Raw genomic sequence first — 17,127 nt, 5'->3', positions numbered from 1 at the left:
AGGGGGGCAGCGCGATGCCTGAGGGGCCGGGAACGATACTGGTCGTGGACGACACGCCGACCAAGCTCTACATCCTGTCCAGCTGGCTGCGGCGATCGGGACATCAGGTGCTGCAGGCCACCGGCGGGCTGGAGGCGCTCGCCAAGGTCAGGGAGCTCCACCCCGACCTGGTCGTCCTCGACGTACGGTTGCCCGACATCAGCGGCTACGAGGTCTGTGAGCAGATCAAGGCCGATCCGGCGACGGCCTCGATACCGGTCGTCCAGATCTCCGGGGCGGCCATCACCCCCGCCGACCGGGCCCACGGCCTCGAACGCGGAGCCGACGCCTACCTGGCCGAACCGGTCGAACCGGACGAGTTCACCGCGACGATCGAGGCCACCCTGCGCTACTACCGGGCGCGGCAGCGGGCGGAGCGGATGGCCGGGCGGCTGGCGGCCCTCACCGAGGTCACCCTCGCGATGAACTCCGCCGAGACCTTCGACGAGCTCCTCACCACCGCCGTCGAGGGCACCTCCCGGATCCTCGGCCGGCAGTCCGGCACGCTGACGCTCCCGCCGGACGGCCGGGTCCGGAGATACACGGCCATGCCTCGGGCGGGCGCCGCGCCCAGGGCCACGACGCCGGACACGCTGCTCACACTGGGCGCGATGTCGCTGGGCGACGCGGCCGGGACCCAGGTCTTCACGGTCCCGGCGGACGAATGGCTGAGACTGATGCCCGACGCGGAGATCGGCGGCGACGTCTTGGGGGTGCTCTGCCGCACCAAGGCCGGCCGACCGGCCGTCTACCTCGGGGTGGAGGCGGTGCCGTCGCTCGACGAGGACGAGTCCAACATCCTGCGCCAGCTCGGGCAGGCTCTGGCCCTGGCGGTGGACGCGCTGCGCGCCTACGCCGAGGAGCACGCGATCGCCCTCACCCTGCAGCGCAGCCTGCTGCCCGCGCGGATCCCCGAGACACCGGGGCTGGAGATCAGCTGGCGCTATCAGCCGTCGCTGGACAACGTGGAGGTCGGCGGCGACTTCTACGAGGTGCTGCGGCTGGACAGTCGGGTGCTCATCGCCATCGGGGACGTCCAGGGGCACTCGTTGCTCGCCGCGACGGTCATGGCGGAACTCCGCCACGCGCTGCGCGCCTCCCTCATCGGCACCGTGGACCTGGGCGCCTCCATGGCACTGCTCAACAACGTCCTGCGGCGCTATCACCCCGGCATGACCGCCACGGTCTGCCTGATCCTCATCGATCCGGCCACCGGGAAGATGGAGATCGCCAACGCGGGTCACATCCCGCCGTTGTTCATCGGTCACGGGGAGTCCCGCTACGACCGCCTGGGTAATCTCCTGCTGGGCGTGGCCGAGGAGACCTACCGGATCGACCGGCTGACCCTGCCTGAGGAGGGGGGCGTGCTGCTGTTCACCGATGGGCTCGTCGAGGACCGCGACAAGCTGCTCGACGAGAGCCTGGAGATCGTGCGGCACCTGGCGGAGACCGTGGAGGACGATCTGGAGCTCTTCTGCGACCGGCTGATCAAGCAGTTCGGCGCCCGGGAGGACGACGTGGCGCTCGTGGCGTTCCGCCGCAGCCCCTCTCGCTGAAAACCGCGGGTCGCCCCGGGGAAACCGGACCGGTGCCCGCCCCACCGCGCCCCGCCCCACCTGTGGTCGAGGCGGGGCACGGACGGGACGTGGGGCGGGCGGGGCCCGGGTCAGACGGTCTCGACCGGCTTGGCGGTCCTCTCCAGCTCGGCGAAGAGACCGGGCAGAACCCTGGCGTGCAGGATCGTGCCGTCTCCGGTGTGCTCAAGGCCGAGCACCTCGCCCTCCCGGTGGGCCCGGGAGATGAGGTCGCCGCGCTGGTACGGCACGAGCAGCCGGACCTCCTGGTCGAAGCGGGGCAGCTCCCGCTCGATCACGGCCATCAGCTCGTCCATGCCGGCGCCGGTGCGGGCCGAGACGACGACGGTGTGCCTCTCCCTCGCGGTCAGCTGGGCCAGCACCACCGGGTCGGCGACGTCGGCCTTGTTGATGACCACGATCTCCGGAATGTCGCGGGCGCCCTCGATGTCGGCGACCACCTCCCGCACCGCGGCGAGCTGCGACTCCGGATCGGGGTGCGAGCCGTCGACCACGTGCAGGATCAGGTCGGCGTCGCCGACCTCCTCCAGGGTGGAGCGGAACGCCTCGACGAGCTGGTGCGGCAGATGCCGGACGAATCCGACTGTGTCGGCCAGCGTGAACAGGCGGCCGTCCGGCGTGTGCGCCCTGCGGACGGTCGGGTCCAGCGTGGCGAACAGGGCGTCCTCCACCAGCACTCCGGCACCGGTGAGCCGGTTCAGCAGCGAGGACTTGCCCGCGTTGGTGTAACCGGCGATGGCGACGGCCGGAACCTCGCGCTCCAGCCGCCGCGCCCGCTTGGTCTCACGCGAGGCGGTCATCTCGACGATCTGGCGGCGCAGCTTGGCCATCCGCTCGCGGATCCGGCGCCGGTCCAGCTCGATCTTGGTCTCACCGGGGCCTCGGCCGCCGATGCCGGCGCCGCCCGCGGCGCGTCCACCGACCTGGCGGGACAGGTTGCCACCCCAGCCTCGCAGGCGCGGCAGCAGGTAGCTGAGCTGGGCGAGCTCCACCTGCGCCTTGCCCTCGCGGCTCTTGGCGTGCTGGGCGAAGATGTCGAGGATCAGCATGGTCCGGTCGATGACCTTGACCTTGACGACCTCCTCAAGCTGGCGGAGCTGGCCGGGGCTCAGCTCGCCGTCGCACACGACGGTGTCGGCGCCGGTGGCGGAGACGATGTCGGCGAGTTCCTGCGCCTTGCCCGAACCGATGTAGGTCGCCGTGTCGGGCTTCTGACGGCGCTGGATCAGCCCTTCCAGCACCTCCGAGCCGGCGGTCTCGGCGAGCAGCTTCAGTTCGAGGAGCGAGTTCTCGGCGTCGATCGCCGTACCCGAGGTCCAGACGCCGACCAGGACGACCCGCTCAAGTCGCAGCTGGCGGTATTCGACCTCGGTGACGTCCTCCAGCTCGGTGGAGAGGCCCACGACCCGGCGCAGCGCCTGGCGTTCGGCCAGATCCATCTCACCGGTCTCGGGCAGGTCGTCGAATCGGTCAAGGTCCAGCGGCTCACGAGTGTCTATGTCGTTGCTCCATTCAGATGCGTGGTCCGTGTTCTCTTAGGAGAACGCCCGAACACCTCAGGTCTCTTCCCCATGATGGTGCCACGCGAACGTCCGGGCCCTCATCTGGTTATCCGGCCGCTCACCCACCGTCACCCCCGGCCGGAAGGTGACGGCCGGCGCTTCCCGGCCGGGTTCCGTGGACGACCTCAGGAGGGAAGCACGTCGACGCTCCCCGCGCCGGCCCGCACCGAGACACGGTGGGAGGAGGACGGGACGTCGGTGACCTTGACGGTTCTCTCCCCCGAGCCGGTCTCGGCCGTCACGTTGTAGTCGGCCTGCGGCAGCCGTACGGCGGCGTCGCCGGAGCCGGTCTCGATCTCGACGTGGTCGGGCACGGTGTCGAACCTCAGCTCGACGTCGCCGGAGCCGGTGGTGGCGACGAACCGCTTGGCCCCCGTGGAGGCGGCCTCGATGTCGCCGGAGGCGGCGTGGGCGTTCACCTCGCCCGTCAGTGCGCGCATGGTGATGTCACCCGCGCTGGATCCGAGCGTCGCCTTGAGGCCCCTGGGAACCTCGACCTTGTAGTCCACCGAGCAGTTCCCGCCGGAGCACTCCTGGCTCAGGGTGAGCGTGCCGCCCGACACGGGGTGCTCGGTCTTGGGCCTGTTCTTCTGGTCACCGGTCCAGTGGAGCGTCTCGGTCACCCGGACCCCGGACCGGTCCGACTCGTTGACCACGATGTCCCCGGAGTCGGTGTGAACCTCCAGCGCGGTCAGACTCCCGCCGACGTCGTATGAGGTGATGGCCTGCTCCTGGTCACCGAGGTCGACGTCGAGGCGGCAGCCGGACAGCACGAGGACCGAACCCAGGAGTGCCCCCGCGGCGATCGTCTTCTTCTTCATGAGTCCCAGTCCTCGATTTCCGGGAGGCGTCTCCGCCTCCCACGAACGGCTCCGCCTCTCCCCTGTGGAGGGAGCCACCTCAACTGTCGTCGAGCGCGTCCCCCCGTTCATCGGGGAAGCCCCCGACACGGCCCCTTAGGAGACCCCTGTTTTTGACCGGTAAGTGACCATGAAGTAGCGTCGATTCCACAATTCAGAAGTGGTTTTCCACTGTGCGGAAAGGAAGCCCATGGACGGCGTTGAGATCACCGGTCCCCCGCAGGACCGGTTCGAGGAGATCCTCACGCCGGAGGCCCTGGCCTTCACGGCCACCCTCCAGCGGGAGTTCGACCCCCGGCGTCTTGAGCTGCTGGACGCCCGCCAGGCACGCCAGGCGGAGCTGTCGGCCGGCGGCACCCTCGACTTCCTGCCCGAGACCCGGCGGGTGCGCGAGTCCGAGTGGCGGGTCGCCCCGCCCGCCCCCGGCCTGGTGGACCGCCGCGTGGAGATCACCGGCCCGGTGGACCGGAAGATGACGATCAACGCACTGAACTCCGGGGCCAAGGTCTGGCTGGCCGACTTCGAGGATGCCAACGCCCCCACCTGGGAGAACACCGTCAACGGCCAGCTCAACCTGCGTGACGCGCTGGACCGGACCATCGATTTCTCGGCGGGTGACAAGCACTACGCGCTCAAGCCCGACGAGGAGCTCGCCACCGTCGTCGTGCGTCCGCGCGGCTGGCACCTGGAGGAGAAGCACCTCACCCTCGACGGCGCCCCGTTCTCCGCCTCGATCGTCGACTTCGCCCTCTACTTCTTCCACTGCGCGCGGCGGCAGCTCGCCAAGGGCAGAGGCCCCTACTTCTACCTGCCGAAGATGGAGTCGCATCTGGAGGCCCGCCTCTGGAACGACGTCTTCGTCAGGGCCCAGGACCTGCTCGGCATCCCGCGGGGCACGATCCGGGCGACCGTCCTGATCGAGACCTACCCGGCCGCGTTCGAGATGGAGGAGATCCTCTACGAGCTGCGCGACCACTCCGCCGGTCTCAACGCGGGCCGCTGGGACTACCTGTTCAGTGTGATCAAGAAGTTCCGTACCCGGGGCCGGGAGTTCCTGCTGCCCGAGCGGAACGCGGTGACCATGACAGCCCCGTTCATGCGCGCCTACACCGAACTCCTGGTCCGCACCTGTCACAAGCGCGGCGCCCACGCCATCGGCGGCATGGCCGCGTTCATCCCCTCCCGCCGCGACCCCGAGGTCAACAGGGTCGCCCTGGAGAAGGTCACCGCCGACAAGACCCGCGAGTCCACCGACGGATTCGACGGCTCCTGGGTGGCCCACCCCGATCTGGTCCCGATCTGCCGCGACGTCTTCGACGGCGTCCTGGGCGACCGGCCGAACCAGCTCGACCGGCTGCGCGAGGACGTCTCCGTCTCCGCCGCCGACCTGCTGGCGGTCTCCAAGACCCCCGGTGAGATCACCGAGGCGGGGCTGCGCAACAACGTGGACGTGGCGCTGCGCTACCTCGCGGCCTGGATGGGCGGGCTGGGGGCGGTGGCGATCCACAACCTGATGGAGGACGCCGCCACCGCCGAGATCTCCCGTTCCCAGACCTGGCAGTGGATCCACAACGACATCAGGCTCGCCGACACCGGCGCCGTGGTCACCAGGGATCTCGTCGAGCGGATCATCGACGAGGAGCTGGCCGGGATCAAGGCCGAGCCCGGCTACGACGAGGCGCTCTACGCCCAGGCCACCGCCCTGTTCAAGGAGGTCGCCCTGGACGACGACTTCGTGGACTTCCTCACCCTGCCCGCCTACGAGCGCATGCCGTAGACCTCGGGGCGGGAGGCCCTCCCGGCCGAGGGCCTCCCGCCCCGGGGAGATGATGGTCTCGACCGGCTGATCGATCACGGCGGCGGGGGAGGTGAGGCTCCCGGGCGCGCGGAAGGAGGGGCGATGCCGGAGCGGACACTGGACGAGCCGACCCGGCGGTTCCGGGAGTTCCTCGACCGCGGATCGGTGATCACCGATCCGGTACGGCTGCGCACCTACGAATGCGACGGCCTGACCTACCACCGCGCCACCCCGGGGGTCGTCGTGCTGCCGGAGACCACCGAGCAGGTCGCGGCCGTGGTGAGGATCTGCGGCGAGTACGGCGTGCCGTTCGTGGCCAGGGGCGCGGGGACGGGGCTGTCGGGCGGGGCGCTGCCCAGGACGGACGGGGTACTGATCGTCACCTCGAAGATGCGGCGGATCCTCTCGATCGACCTGGCGAACCGGCGAGCCGTGGTGGAACCCGGCGTCACCAACCTGGCGATCACCGAGGCGGTCGCCGACCGGGGTTACTACTACGCGCCGGACCCCTCCAGCCAGCAGGTCTGCTCCATCGGCGGCAACGTGGCGGAGAACTCCGGCGGCGCGCACTGCCTGAAACACGGTTTCACGGTCAACCACGTGACGGCCCTGGAGATCGTCACCCCGGACGGCGACATCGTCGAGCTGTCGGACACCGATCCGGGCTACGACCTGCTGGGCGTCTTCGTCGGCTCGGAGGGCACACTCGGCATCGCCACCAAGGTCACCGTACAGCTGACGCGCGCCCCCGAGGCCGTGACGACGCTGCTCGCGGCGTTCGACGGCATCGAGCGGGGCGGCCAGGCGGTGTCCGCCGTCATCGGGGGCGGCATCCTGCCCGCGGCGATCGAGATGATGGACGCCCTGGCGGTCGAGGCGGCCGAGGCCGCGGTGGCCTGTGCCTACCCCGAGGGTGCCGGGGCGGTGCTCATCGTGGAGCTGGACGGTCCGGCCGGGGAGGTGGCCCACCAGTTCGACGAGGTGACGCGGATCTGCCGGGAGAGCGGGGCGTTCGAGCTGCGGACCGCCGCCGGCCCGGTGGAGCGGGCGGCCATCTGGAAGGGCCGCAAGTCGGCCTTCGCCGCGGTGGGCCGGATCAGCCCCGCCTACATCGTGCAGGACGGGGTGGTTCCCAGGACCGCGCTGCCCGAGGTGCTGGCGAGCATCGACCGGCTGTCACGGGAGTACGGCATCCGGGTGGCCAACGTCTTTCACGCCGGAGACGGCAATCTGCACCCGCTGGTGCTGTTCGACGACGCGGAGCCCGGCGCGGGTGAGCGGGCCGAGCTCGTCTCGGGCAGGATCCTCGATCTCTGCGTCGAGCACGGCGGCTCCATCACCGGCGAACACGGTGTTGGTGTAGACAAGTCCCGATATATGACGAAGATGTTCTCCGACGACGATCTGGACACCATGCAACTGGTCCGCTGCGCCTTCGACCCCCGCGGCCTGTCGAACCCGGGCAAGGTCTTCCCCACCCCGCGCCTGTGCGGCGAGGTCCCGGGAGTCCGCAGAGGCGTGCACCCGCTGGTCGAGTCGGGGCGGGCGGAGCAGTTCTGATGGACGCCTTGCGCGACACGGGCGTGACGGTCAGAAAGGCCGTACCCGACGACGCCGTGGCCGGGGTGCCGCCCCGCTGGGTGGCGCTGCCCGAGACCACCGGGGAGGTCGCCGCGCTGCTACGGGTCTCGGCCGAGCACGACCTCGCCGTGGTGCCGGTGGGAGACGGGACGAAGCTGGACTGGGGCAACCCGCCGGAACGCTGCGACCTGCTGATCGACACCTGCTGCCTCACCCTCGACGGCGGATCCTCCGTCGAGCACTCCCCCGGCGACCTGATGGCCCGGGTCAGCGCGGGGCTGCCCGTCGGCTCGCTCTCCTCGCTGCCCGGCCTCTCCGGCTTCCGGCAGGAGCTGGCGCTGGACAACCCGCTCCCGGCGGGCACCGTGGGCGGCACGCTCGCCACCGCGATCGCCGGCCCCCGCCGGTTCCGGTACGGCACCGCCCGCGACCTGCTGATCGGCATCACGGTCGTGCTGGCCGACGGCACGATCGCCAGGTCCGGCGGCCGGGTGGTCAAGAACGTCGCCGGCTACGACCTGGGCAAGCTGTTCTGCGGCTCCTACGGCACGCTCGGCGTCATCACCGAGGCGATCTTCCGCCTCCATCCGGCCCCGGCCGACCGCCGCTGGATCACCGCGGAACTCCCCGCGCCCGGCCTCCCCGCCGGGCTCGCGGCGTCCCAGGCCGAGCCGAGCGCGATCGAGGTGGACTGGCCGGACCTCCGGGGCGGGCTCACCGTGGCGGTCCTCGTCGAGGGGGCGGCCGCCGAGGAGCGGGCGCGGGCCGTGGGATCCCTGATCGACGGTCCCGTGCGGATCTCCGACCGGCCGCCAGGCTGGTGGAACAGGCTGCCGGGCGAGGACGTGCTGCTGGAGCTGCGGGTCCCGCCCGCCGCCGTGGACGGCGCGCTGCGGGCGATCGCGGCCCGCGGGCTGCCCGCGCGGGTACGGGGATCGTCGGCGTCGGGAGTCCTTCGGACGGCGCTGCCCCCGGACACCGGCGGGCCGGAGTTCGCCGGGTTCGTCGCGTCGGTCCGTGACGAACTCCGCCGTCTCGGCGGCGGGCTGACCGTGCTCACCGCGCCGCCCGGACCGGCGAGCCTGGTGGACCGCTGGGGACCGGTGGGCGCGCTGCCGCTGATGCGGCGGGTCAAGGAACGGTTCGATCCCGACCGGAGAATGTCTCCCGGCCGGTTCGTGGGAGGGATCTGATGTGGACCCCGAGCTGATCAAAGACTGTGTGCACTGCGGGTTCTGCCTGCCCACGTGCCCCACCTACGTCCTGTGGGGCGAGGAGATGGACTCTCCCCGCGGCCGGATCCACCTGATGAAACAGCACGTCGAGGGCACGCCGCTGACGCCGGAGATGGCCGGGCACTTCGACGCCTGCCTGGGGTGCATGGCCTGTGTGACGGCCTGTCCGTCGGGTGTGCGATACGACCGGCTGATCGAGGGGACGCGGGCCGAGGTGGAGCGGACCCACGTCAGACAGCCGGACGACCGGGCGCTGCGCGCCCTGATCTTCCAGCTCTTCCCCCACCCTCGGCGGCTGCGGGCGATGCGGCTGCCGCTGCGGCTCAGCGCGGGGCTGCGCCGCCGGATCACGCCCAGGCTGGAGCGGATCAATCCGTCCCTGGCGGCCATGGCCGATCTCGCCCCCCCGGCCCAGGCCAGGGTACGGCTGCCGCGCAGGGTCGCGGCGCGGGGCAGGCGCAGAGCCACGGTCGGGATGCTCACCGGGTGCGTCCAGGGCGAGTTCTTCCCGCAGGTCAACGCGGCCACGGCCCGGGTGCTGGCGATGGAGGGCTGCGACGTGGTGATCCCCGCGTCACAGGGCTGCTGCGGAGCGCTGTCACTGCACGCCGGGCGCCCGCGGGAGGCCGCCCGGTTCGCCAGGCGGACCGTCGTTGACTTCGAGCGGGCGGGCGTGGCGACGGTCGTGGTCAACGCCGCGGGCTGCGGGTCGACCATGAAGGAGTACGCCGAGATCCTCGACGGCGAATGGGCCGAGCGGGCACGGGCCATCCGGACCGTCGACCTGGCCGAGTATCTCGCCGAGCTCGGGCCGGCGGCCGAACGACATCCGCTGCCGCTCACGGTGGCCTACCACGACGCCTGTCACCTGGCCCACGCGCAGGGCATCCGCTCCGAACCCCGCCGGCTGCTGGCCGCCGTTCCCGGCCTGGAGCTCAGGGAGATCTCCGAATCGGCCATCTGCTGCGGGTCCGCGGGGATCTACAACCTCCTCCGGCCGGAGGCCGCCCGCGACCTCGGCGACCGCAAGGCGGAACGGGTGCTGGCCACCGGCGCCGACCTGCTGGTCTCGGCCAATCCCGGCTGCACCATGCAGATCACCTCGGCCCTCCGCCGCCGGGGCGCCGAGCCGATCCCCATCGCGCACACCGCCCAGGTCCTGGACGCCTCGCTGCGCGGTCTGGCGAAGGTCCGATGAGCCCGGAGCACAGGGGTGGAGCAGACCCGGAGGTCCCGGACCGGACCGGCGGAGCGGGCACCGAGGCATCCGGACGCGCGGGCGGAACGGGCGCCGGCGGCACGGTGCAGTCGGTGGACCGTGCGCTGGACGTGCTGGAGGCGCTGGCCGAGCGGGGCGGGGAGGCCGGGCTCTCGGAGATCGCGGCCGGGACGGGCCTGCCGTACGGGACGATCCACCGGCTGCTGCGCACCCTGCTCGGCCGCGGTTACGTGCGCCAGGAGTCCGACCGCCGTTACGCGCTGGGCGGCGCGCTGGTACGGCTGGGCGGGGTGGCCGAACGCATGGTCGGCATCCGGGCGCAGCCGTACCTGTCGAGAATGGTCGAACTGTCCGGCGAGACGGCCAATCTGGCGGTGCTGGAGGGAGACTTCGTGGTCTACGTCGCGCAGGTGCAGTCACCCCGGCGGCTGAGGATGTTCGCCGAGGTCGGCCGCCGGGTGCTGCCGCACAGCACCGCGGTGGGAAAGGTCCTCATGGCCTGCCGGACCGACGGTGAGGTGGCGTCGCTGGTCGGGCGCACCGGCATGCCCCGCCGTACCGCCGGCACGATCACCGACCTGCCCGGCATGCTCGCCGAGCTGGAGCGGGTGCGGAGGCGGGGATACGCCGTGGACCTGGGCGAGGAGGAGTCGGGCGTGCACTGCCTGGCCGTGGGGGTGCGCGACGGCAGCCGGATGATCGCCGCGATGTCGGTGTCGGGCCCCGCCGAGCGGATCGGCGCGCTCGACCGGGAGGAGCTCGCCAGGGGCATGCGGAAGATCGCGGACGACTTCGCCTCCGAACTCGGGCTGTGAGCCGGCGTCCCCCGGCCGGGGAAATCGTGATCACCTTCGGCCCGGAGGAGGTGCCGAGCGAGGCGGCGACACGGATGGCGAAGGGCCGGCGAGCGCCCACCGAACCGAAGGTGTCCCCCGCCCCCGTCCGGCACGCTCACCGCGCCGGGCGCACGCCCGTGAAGACCGTGGTGGCGGAGAGGAGAAAGGCGTCGGGCCGCCGCAGGATGCCCTCCGGCGCCCCGGGATCGAGCAGCACGTCGAGTGTCCCGCGGTCCTCCACGTCCAGGGACTCGCTCATCGTCTCGCGCAGCCGGGTCAGATGGCCGTGCAGGAAGGCGCGGGTCGTCTCGCCCAGGGGTGCCGGTAGGTCGAGGAGGGAGGTGAAGGCGCCGACGCCGGTGAGCCCGGCGCGGCCGAGCATCGCGGGCCAGTCCTCGACCACGGTGGTGCTGCCGGGCAGCTCGGCTCGCATGATCTCGAACCAGCGCTCCTGGGCGGTGTCGAGCCGGGCCTGGAGTCCCGGCCGGCCTATACCGATGTCGCGGGGGAGGAAGCGCATCGGCAGACCGCCCTCCGCTATGGCGAGCAGCCCGCCGGGCCTCAGCACACCGGCGAGCGCGTTCAGCGCGCCCTGCTGATCGCCGAGGTGGTGCACGGCCCTGCTGCTCCAGATCAGGTCCGCCTCGCCGAGGCCGCCTCCCCCGTGCTCGTCACCGCCGTCCAGGCCCTCGGGCAGCTCCGCGTGCCGGACGGCCACCCTGCCGCCGAGGCCGAGCCGCCCGGCGCGGGCCAGGGCGCGGTCCAGCAGTCCGGGCGCGCCGTCCACGGCGACCACCTCGGCATCCGCGAAGACCTCGGCGAACACGCAGGTCATCACGCCCGGCCCGCTGCCGATGTCGAGGACGCGCCGGACCTTCATCTCCGGGTCGAGCAGCTCCCTCAGATGGGCCGCCGTCCAGCGGAGGGCCGGGAGTTGCAGTTCGCCGTTCTTCTCCAGCTGGTCGGCCATGACCTCCCAGTCGATGTCGGTGTGGTGGTGTCCGTGTCCGTGTCCGGAATCACTGTGTGGGCTCATGCCGAGGAGCGTGCACCGGCTGGGCGATAACGGCAACTCCTGTTGCCAATTCCGGGACAGCGGGGTGGAATGTCCGCATGGACAGCCCACCGCCCTACCAAGCGGTCCTCGACGAGGTAGCTCCCCGTCTCAGACGGCTGCGCGCCAAGCGCGGCCTCACCCTGGCCGCGCTCTCCGAGGTGACCGGCATCTCCAAGAGCACCCTTTCCCGGCTGGAGTCCGGACAGCGCCGCCCCAGCCTGGAGCTGTTGCTGCCGCTCGCCGGCGCCTACCACGTGCCCCTGGACGACCTGGTCGGCGCCCCCGAAGTGGGGGATCCCCGGATACGGCTGACACCCCGCGCCATGCCGGGCGGCGGTACGGTCGTCCCCCTGACCCGGAGCCCGGGCCCCCTCCAGGCGTACAAGATGATCATTCTCGACCGGGGGACCGAGCCGGATCTCCGTACGCACGAGGGCTACGAGTGGCTGTACGTGCTGGAGGGCCGGCTGCGGCTCGTCCTCGCCGAGCACGATCTGGTCCTCGCCCCCGGCGAGGCCGCCGAGTTCGACACCCGGCTGCCCCACTGGTTCAGCAGCGCGGACGGGAGGCCCGTCGAGATCCTCAGCCTCTTCGGGAGACAGGGAGAGCGCATGCACGTCCGCGCGAAGCCCCGCGCGTGACGGGTCGCGACGCGACCCGCTCGACGGCCCTCGCAGAGAGAGCACGGAGAAACAGCGAACGGACTCTCAGCAGGAGTCGAGCACGGTCTGCATGGCGTCCTTCTCGGCGGACGTCACCCAGAGGTCGTACTTGACCTTCACCTGGATCTGACGGGAGACGTAGGAGCACCGGTAGGCCCGGCGCGGCGGCAGCCAGGTCGCCGCGTCGCCGGCGCCCTTCTGGCTGTTCAGCGGACCGTCCACGGCCAGCAGGTTCAGCGGATCGTTGGCGAGCTCCTTGCGCCTGCCCTCCGGGAGCTGCTGGGCGCCCTTCTGCCAGGCGTCGGCGAGGGCCACCACGTGGTCGATCTGCACCGCTGAGCTGGTCTTCTGACCGCGCTCGAACGTGATGGTCTTGCCGCTGTAGGGGTCGTCCAGGATGCCGGTCAGCACGATGCAGTCGTGGGTGCCCGACTTGAAGGTCTCGGCCTTCAGGTCGCGCTTGAGGATGTCGTTGCGGGTGTCACAGCCGTTGTGGTCCACATCCGACCACGCGGGGCCGAACCGCGTCCGGTCGAACCCGGTCATCGGAGCACGCCCCTTGACGGGGAGTTTCCTCAGCTCCGTGAGCGCCTCCGCCGAGGACCGCCCCTTCTCGGCGGGTGAGGTGCCGCTCCTCTGCCCCACAAGGCCGCAGCCCGCCAGTGTGAACACGATCGCCGCGGCGACCGCCCCTCGTCCCAGCGCCGACCGCACCATGCCACCCCTCACACGCCCACTACCCATGAAGGGGCAAATTACCCTACATATCAACTCCAACCATAAAAGCCACGCCCGATCTCGTGGCCGCGCCCCCGGCGAGGACCTTGCGGCGAGGCGGCTCCGGCGGCTCGAATCGGAGTCCGAGCCGCCCTCGGGCGCGTTCGGCGACGGCCGTACGTTCGCCGGGCCGCCCAGCCGGCCGCGGGCGGGCCCGGCCTCAGACCCGCCCGTAGGAGTCCTCAAGACGCTCGATGTCGTCCTCGTCGAAGTGACCGAAGGCGATCTCCAGGATCCTGGTGCCCTTGCCCGTGGAACCGAGCCGGTGGGTCTGCCCCGCCCTGATGAGCACGCGGTCGCCGACCGAGGGCTCGATCAGCTCCCCGTCGATCTCGAACACGGCGCCCGGATCGAGAGCCACCCAGAGCTCGTCCCGGTGCTCGTGCCGCTGTAAGCTCAGCCGCTGCCCGGGCGCCACCTCGATGATCTTCACCGTGGACGCCTCGTTGAGCGTGTACCGTTCAAAACCACCCCACGGACGCTCGTCGCGAACAATTGCGCCGAGCCGGTCGATCTCCTGCAAGATGCCTCCATTCGCTCCGCCTAGGTAACACGAACTCTCGCACGCGTGCGGGACGGATGTGCGCGTTCCACGAGACCGAATCCTTGACTCGGGCAACACGACTACCTCAGGTTATGAGAATTCCGCCGTCCACCGGGATCACGGCCCCGGTCACGTAGGATCCGGCGTCGGAGGCGAGGAGGATCGCCACCGCGACGAGCTCGGCGGGGTCGCCGGGGCGCCTCATCAGCACCCGGTGCTCAAGCTGCCAGGCCAGGTACTCCGGGGCGTACCGCTCGGTCATCTCCGAGGCGAAGAAGCCCGGTTCGATGCAGTTGACCCGGATGCCGAGCCGGCCCGTCCACTGCTGGGCCAGATCGCGGGTGAGCCCGGCGACCCCGGCCTTGGAGGCGCTGTAGGCGGCCTGCGGCAGCCCGGCCGTGGTCTCCCCCAGGATGCTGCCGACATTGACGATGGAGGAGCCCGGCCTCATGACCCCGGCACAGGACTGCGCCATCCAGTAGGTGCCGTTCAGGTTGATGTCCACGACCCGCCGAAACTGCTCGGGGGTCTCCTTCAGGGCCGGCACCGCCGTACCGACACCGGCGTTGTTGATCAGGATGTCCACCGCGCCCAGTTCGGCGACCGCCGCGCCGACCAGTGCCCGGCAGTCCTCCGGCCTGGCCACGTCGGTCACCAGGGCCACACACCGCCTGCCGGTCTCCTCGACCAGGGCGCGGGTCTCCGCGAGACGGTCCTCGCGGCGCGCGCCGATCACGATGTCCGCCCCCGCCTCGGCCAGACCTCGCGCGAAGGCGACGCCGAGCCCCGAGGACGCGCCGGTGACGATCGCGACCTTACCGTCCAGCCGGAATCGATCCAGCATCCGGATCCTCCTCGTACGCGCGAAAAATGTGGAACACGACTCTAGAGCGGACAGCACGACGCCCGCGGGGAGATTCCCCACGGGCGATGTGCCGTCACGGACTCTCCGAGAAGGACCGGGCACGCGCGGCGGCCGCGTGGTCACGGCGATCCCGGCGACACCCCCACGGCCCGGTGATGTCCTGCGGCACCTCCCGCGGGGGCGCCTCTACAGGCCGTACTCCTTGACGATGCGCTCGTGCCGCTCGACCTCGACGTCGACGGCCTTGGCCAGGTCCAGCCAGGCCAGCGGGTGCACCCAGCGCTCGGTGGCGTCGTCGAGCACCGCGTCGACCTCCACCGGGGTGACATCCGGCGGGACGGCGATCCAGCCGAACACACCGGGCAGCTTCTCCCCCGAAGTCGGATGCGTCACGGTGTAGCTGTCGTCGCTGTAGACCCACATCGGCCAGCCACGCTCGGCCATGACCTCGTTGAACTCGGTCCAGTCGGTCTCGCCGGGTGCCGCGCCGTCGAAGAACCAGCTGGTGTAGCCGCCGGGACGGAGCATGCTGACCGCGGCGAACGGCGGGATGAAGCCCTCCTGCTCCTCCGCGGTCTCCGGGAGCGGCTCAAGGAGCTGCGGTTCGAAGACGACCAGGTCACCGGCGTTGTACTCCATGCCGGGAGGCTGCGGAATGGCCAGGCGGGCCGTGGCCGGGCCGGTCCGCAGGCTGATGACCGCGCGCTGGCTGCCGTCGGGGGCGGGCAGGATGATGCGCACCAGGCCCATCTCCTCCTCGATCGGCCCCTCGGTGGACTGCAGCGGCATGCCGATCTTGGCGGTGCCCGCCCGGACGGTCTCCCAGTCCTCGGCGGCCGTCGCCATCGTGATCATCCGCCAGATGTCCTCCGGCTCGATCTCCTCGGAGTCGAGCACCTCACGCAGGATCGTGGCGCCCTTGACGTTGTCCCCGCCCTGCTGCACGGCCACGGACCACAGCCGGCTCGCCTCGACGCCGGCCCCGGCGGCGACCGCCGCCTCCCCCTCGGCCGCGGCCTGCTCCCAGCGCTCCCGCGCGCGGTACAGGCGGCCCAGGGCCAGATGACGCTGGGCCCCGGAAAGCAGCTGCGCCATCTGCTCCAGACGCTCGTCCTGGCGGGCCTCGATCAGCAGGCCGACGAGGTAGGAGACGTCCTGCGGGTCGGCGGTCCCGATGTCGCCGGACTCGACCAGCATGCTCCAGTAGATGTCCACCCCCCTGGCCGGATAGCCGAGGAAGCCCAGCGTGGTGGTGTGCCGCCGGGTGGCCGGCAGATCCTGGCCGGAGAGCGGGGCCAGCCAGCCCACCCAGCGCTCGGGGTCGGCGTTGAAACCGTCGGCGGCGTCGAAGTAGGCGACCAGCTCGGCCTCGGGGCCGGGAGCCTCCGGCGCGACGACCCCGTCGGCGGCGGCACGCAGCGCGGCGATCCGCTCGGCGACGTCACCGGGGTTCCTCAGCTCACCCGCCGCCGACTCGGCGACGTCCGCCAGCAGCCGGGCCTGCCAGACCCCCTGCCGGATGACCGCCAGGTCACCGGCGATCAGCGCCAGCTCGGCCCGGGCGTGATAGCCGCCCATCATGGCGAAGTAGTCGATCCACTGCTTGAGCACCCGGCCGAGCTGCCAGGTGTTGGTGATGCGCGCGGACCCGGCGAGACCGCGGATGGCACGCGCCCACTCGACCCAGTCACGGGGATGATCGCCGACCACGTCGAGGTCGGGCAGCGCGTCGACGGACTCCTGCATCCGATCCAGGGTGGCCAGCACGAGCGCGCGCAGCACGCCCTCGCGGTGCGCCTTGGCGATCGGGTCGTCGGGCTTGAACCCGGTGGCGGCGTCGAGCGCGGTGAGCGCGTCCTCCGCACGCCCGGCGGCCAGCAGCGCGCGGGCAGAGGCCGCGCCCAGTTCCCAGCTCGCCTCCCGGCCCGCGTCGCCCAGCCTCGCCACGGCGGACTCCGCGTAGGTGACCGCCTCGTCGGCGCGCCCGGCGTCCACCAGGGCCGCGACGTACTGCTCGGCGACGGCCGAGAAGGCCAGCGAGTCGGGCCCGATCTCGACGGCGCCGAGGACCTCCAGCCGCTCGGCCGCGTATCCGGGGCCGTCGGTGTTCGCCTGGACGAGGGCCAGCGCGGCGACGGCGCCGGGAGCGGCCGGGCAGTCACGGACATCCTCCCGCCGGGCGAACTCGACCAGGGTCTCCGCGTCGGCCACGGCGACCGCCCCCTGGGCGCGATCACCGACGCGTCCGATCAGGTGCCAGTAGCGGGCGTAGAACTCCAGCCAGGGCAGCTCCAGACTCGCCGCCTGCTGCGCGATGGCCGGCGCCAGCACGTCGAGCTGCGAGTATCGGCCCTCCAGCGCCTGCGCGGGCACATCGCCGATCGCCATGGCAAGACCGGTGTTCCCGGCTTCGTGCAGTTGCCGCTGGGTGTCGCCGACCCAGGCCCAGATGTCCACGTCCATGAGACGTCAGTCTGCCAGGTCGGCGACCATGCCC

At 71.5% G+C, this 17,127-nt stretch carries 14 protein-coding genes; 7 read left to right on the top strand and 7 right to left on the bottom strand.

Going from position 1 to position 17,127, the window contains the following annotated elements:
* The first annotated feature begins 14 nt into the window (after positions 1-14).
* Complete coding sequence (locus tag ACWEF2_RS17950) at positions 15-1,595, top strand: SpoIIE family protein phosphatase (protein ID WP_453816489.1); 1,581 nt, start codon at positions 15-17, stop codon at positions 1,593-1,595.
* 110 nt (positions 1,596-1,705) lie between these two features.
* Here ACWEF2_RS17950 and hflX read toward each other — a convergent pair whose 3' ends face one another.
* Positions 1,706-3,073 (bottom strand): GTPase HflX, encoded by a 1,368-nt coding sequence (gene hflX, locus ACWEF2_RS17945; RefSeq protein ID WP_355593064.1) that lies wholly within the window; start codon positions 3,071-3,073, stop codon positions 1,706-1,708.
* A gap of 248 nt (positions 3,074-3,321) precedes the next feature.
* A complete protein-coding gene (locus ACWEF2_RS17940) occupies positions 3,322-4,017 on the bottom strand; it encodes a DUF4097 family beta strand repeat-containing protein (RefSeq protein ID WP_453816487.1) in 696 nt (231 codons plus the stop codon).
* Positions 4,018-4,246: 229 nt separating this feature from the next.
* Between ACWEF2_RS17940 and aceB the strand changes: the two genes are divergently transcribed.
* The 5 genes from aceB (at position 4,247) to ACWEF2_RS17915 (ending at position 10,704) form a co-directional block, all read left to right on the top strand.
* Positions 4,247-5,833 (top strand): malate synthase A, encoded by a 1,587-nt coding sequence (gene aceB, locus ACWEF2_RS17935; protein WP_453816485.1) that lies wholly within the window; start codon positions 4,247-4,249, stop codon positions 5,831-5,833.
* A gap of 123 nt (positions 5,834-5,956) precedes the next feature.
* Positions 5,957-7,414, top strand: coding sequence for an FAD-linked oxidase C-terminal domain-containing protein (locus ACWEF2_RS17930; RefSeq protein ID WP_453816483.1), 1,458 nt, complete (start codon positions 5,957-5,959; stop codon positions 7,412-7,414).
* A complete protein-coding gene (locus ACWEF2_RS17925; protein WP_453816482.1) occupies positions 7,414-8,628 on the top strand; it encodes an FAD-binding oxidoreductase in 1,215 nt (404 codons plus the stop codon). Before ACWEF2_RS17930 ends, ACWEF2_RS17925 begins: the two co-directional genes overlap by 1 nt.
* A gap of 1 nt (position 8,629) precedes the next feature.
* Positions 8,630-9,868: a (Fe-S)-binding protein gene (locus ACWEF2_RS17920; protein WP_453816480.1), complete on the top strand. Its 1,239-nt coding sequence runs from the start codon at positions 8,630-8,632 to the stop codon at positions 9,866-9,868.
* A 104-nt stretch (positions 9,869-9,972) separates the two neighbouring features.
* Complete coding sequence (locus ACWEF2_RS17915) at positions 9,973-10,704, top strand: IclR family transcriptional regulator (RefSeq protein WP_453816667.1); 732 nt, start codon at positions 9,973-9,975, stop codon at positions 10,702-10,704.
* A gap of 136 nt (positions 10,705-10,840) precedes the next feature.
* Here the strand turns inward: ACWEF2_RS17915 and ACWEF2_RS17910 are convergent, their stop codons facing one another.
* A complete protein-coding gene (locus ACWEF2_RS17910; protein WP_453816478.1) occupies positions 10,841-11,761 on the bottom strand; it encodes a class I SAM-dependent methyltransferase in 921 nt (306 codons plus the stop codon).
* 77 nt (positions 11,762-11,838) lie between these two features.
* Between ACWEF2_RS17910 and ACWEF2_RS17905 the strand changes: the two genes are divergently transcribed.
* A complete protein-coding gene (locus tag ACWEF2_RS17905; protein ID WP_453816477.1) occupies positions 11,839-12,423 on the top strand; it encodes a helix-turn-helix domain-containing protein in 585 nt (194 codons plus the stop codon).
* Positions 12,424-12,489: 66 nt separating this feature from the next.
* Here ACWEF2_RS17905 and ACWEF2_RS17900 read toward each other — a convergent pair whose 3' ends face one another.
* The 4 genes from ACWEF2_RS17900 to ACWEF2_RS17885 form a co-directional block, all read right to left on the bottom strand.
* Entirely contained in the window at positions 12,490-13,161 is a 672-nt protein-coding gene (locus ACWEF2_RS17900) for an HNH endonuclease family protein (RefSeq protein ID WP_453816475.1), read from the bottom strand.
* 220 nt (positions 13,162-13,381) lie between these two features.
* Positions 13,382-13,744 (bottom strand): phosphomannose isomerase type II C-terminal cupin domain, encoded by a 363-nt coding sequence (locus ACWEF2_RS17895; RefSeq protein WP_453816473.1) that lies wholly within the window; start codon positions 13,742-13,744, stop codon positions 13,382-13,384.
* A 106-nt stretch (positions 13,745-13,850) separates the two neighbouring features.
* On the bottom strand, positions 13,851-14,609 hold the full coding sequence (locus tag ACWEF2_RS17890) for an SDR family NAD(P)-dependent oxidoreductase (RefSeq protein WP_453816471.1): 759 nt from the start codon (positions 14,607-14,609) through the stop codon (positions 13,851-13,853).
* A gap of 207 nt (positions 14,610-14,816) precedes the next feature.
* A complete protein-coding gene (locus ACWEF2_RS17885) occupies positions 14,817-17,093 on the bottom strand; it encodes a tetratricopeptide repeat protein (protein ID WP_453816469.1) in 2,277 nt (758 codons plus the stop codon).
* Positions 17,094-17,127 lie beyond the last annotated feature (34 nt).

This window comes from Streptosporangium sp. NPDC004631, assembly GCF_053601935.1.
This window is presented reverse-complemented; position numbering and strand designations above follow the sequence as displayed.

Excerpts from the sequence above, each read along its gene's own strand:
- ACWEF2_RS17885 (WP_453816469.1), bottom strand. The coding sequence starts at position 17,093 with ATGGACGTGGACATCTGGGCCTGGGTCGGCGACACCCAGCGGCAACTG.
- ACWEF2_RS17900 (WP_453816475.1), bottom strand. The coding sequence starts at position 13,161 with ATGGTGCGGTCGGCGCTGGGACGAGGGGCGGTCGCCGCGGCGATCGTG.
- ACWEF2_RS17910 (WP_453816478.1), bottom strand. The coding sequence starts at position 11,761 with ATGAGCCCACACAGTGATTCCGGACACGGACACGGACACCACCACACC.
- hflX (WP_355593064.1), bottom strand. The coding sequence starts at position 3,073 with ATGGATCTGGCCGAACGCCAGGCGCTGCGCCGGGTCGTGGGCCTCTCC.
- ACWEF2_RS17905 (WP_453816477.1), top strand. The coding sequence starts at position 11,839 with ATGGACAGCCCACCGCCCTACCAAGCGGTCCTCGACGAGGTAGCTCCC.
- ACWEF2_RS17925 (WP_453816482.1), top strand. The coding sequence starts at position 7,414 with ATGGACGCCTTGCGCGACACGGGCGTGACGGTCAGAAAGGCCGTACCC.
- ACWEF2_RS17930 (WP_453816483.1), top strand. The coding sequence starts at position 5,957 with ATGCCGGAGCGGACACTGGACGAGCCGACCCGGCGGTTCCGGGAGTTC.
- ACWEF2_RS17940 (WP_453816487.1), bottom strand. The coding sequence starts at position 4,017 with ATGAAGAAGAAGACGATCGCCGCGGGGGCACTCCTGGGTTCGGTCCTC.
- ACWEF2_RS17950 (WP_453816489.1), top strand. The coding sequence starts at position 15 with ATGCCTGAGGGGCCGGGAACGATACTGGTCGTGGACGACACGCCGACC.
- aceB (WP_453816485.1), top strand. The coding sequence starts at position 4,247 with ATGGACGGCGTTGAGATCACCGGTCCCCCGCAGGACCGGTTCGAGGAG.
- ACWEF2_RS17890 (WP_453816471.1), bottom strand. The coding sequence starts at position 14,609 with ATGCTGGATCGATTCCGGCTGGACGGTAAGGTCGCGATCGTCACCGGC.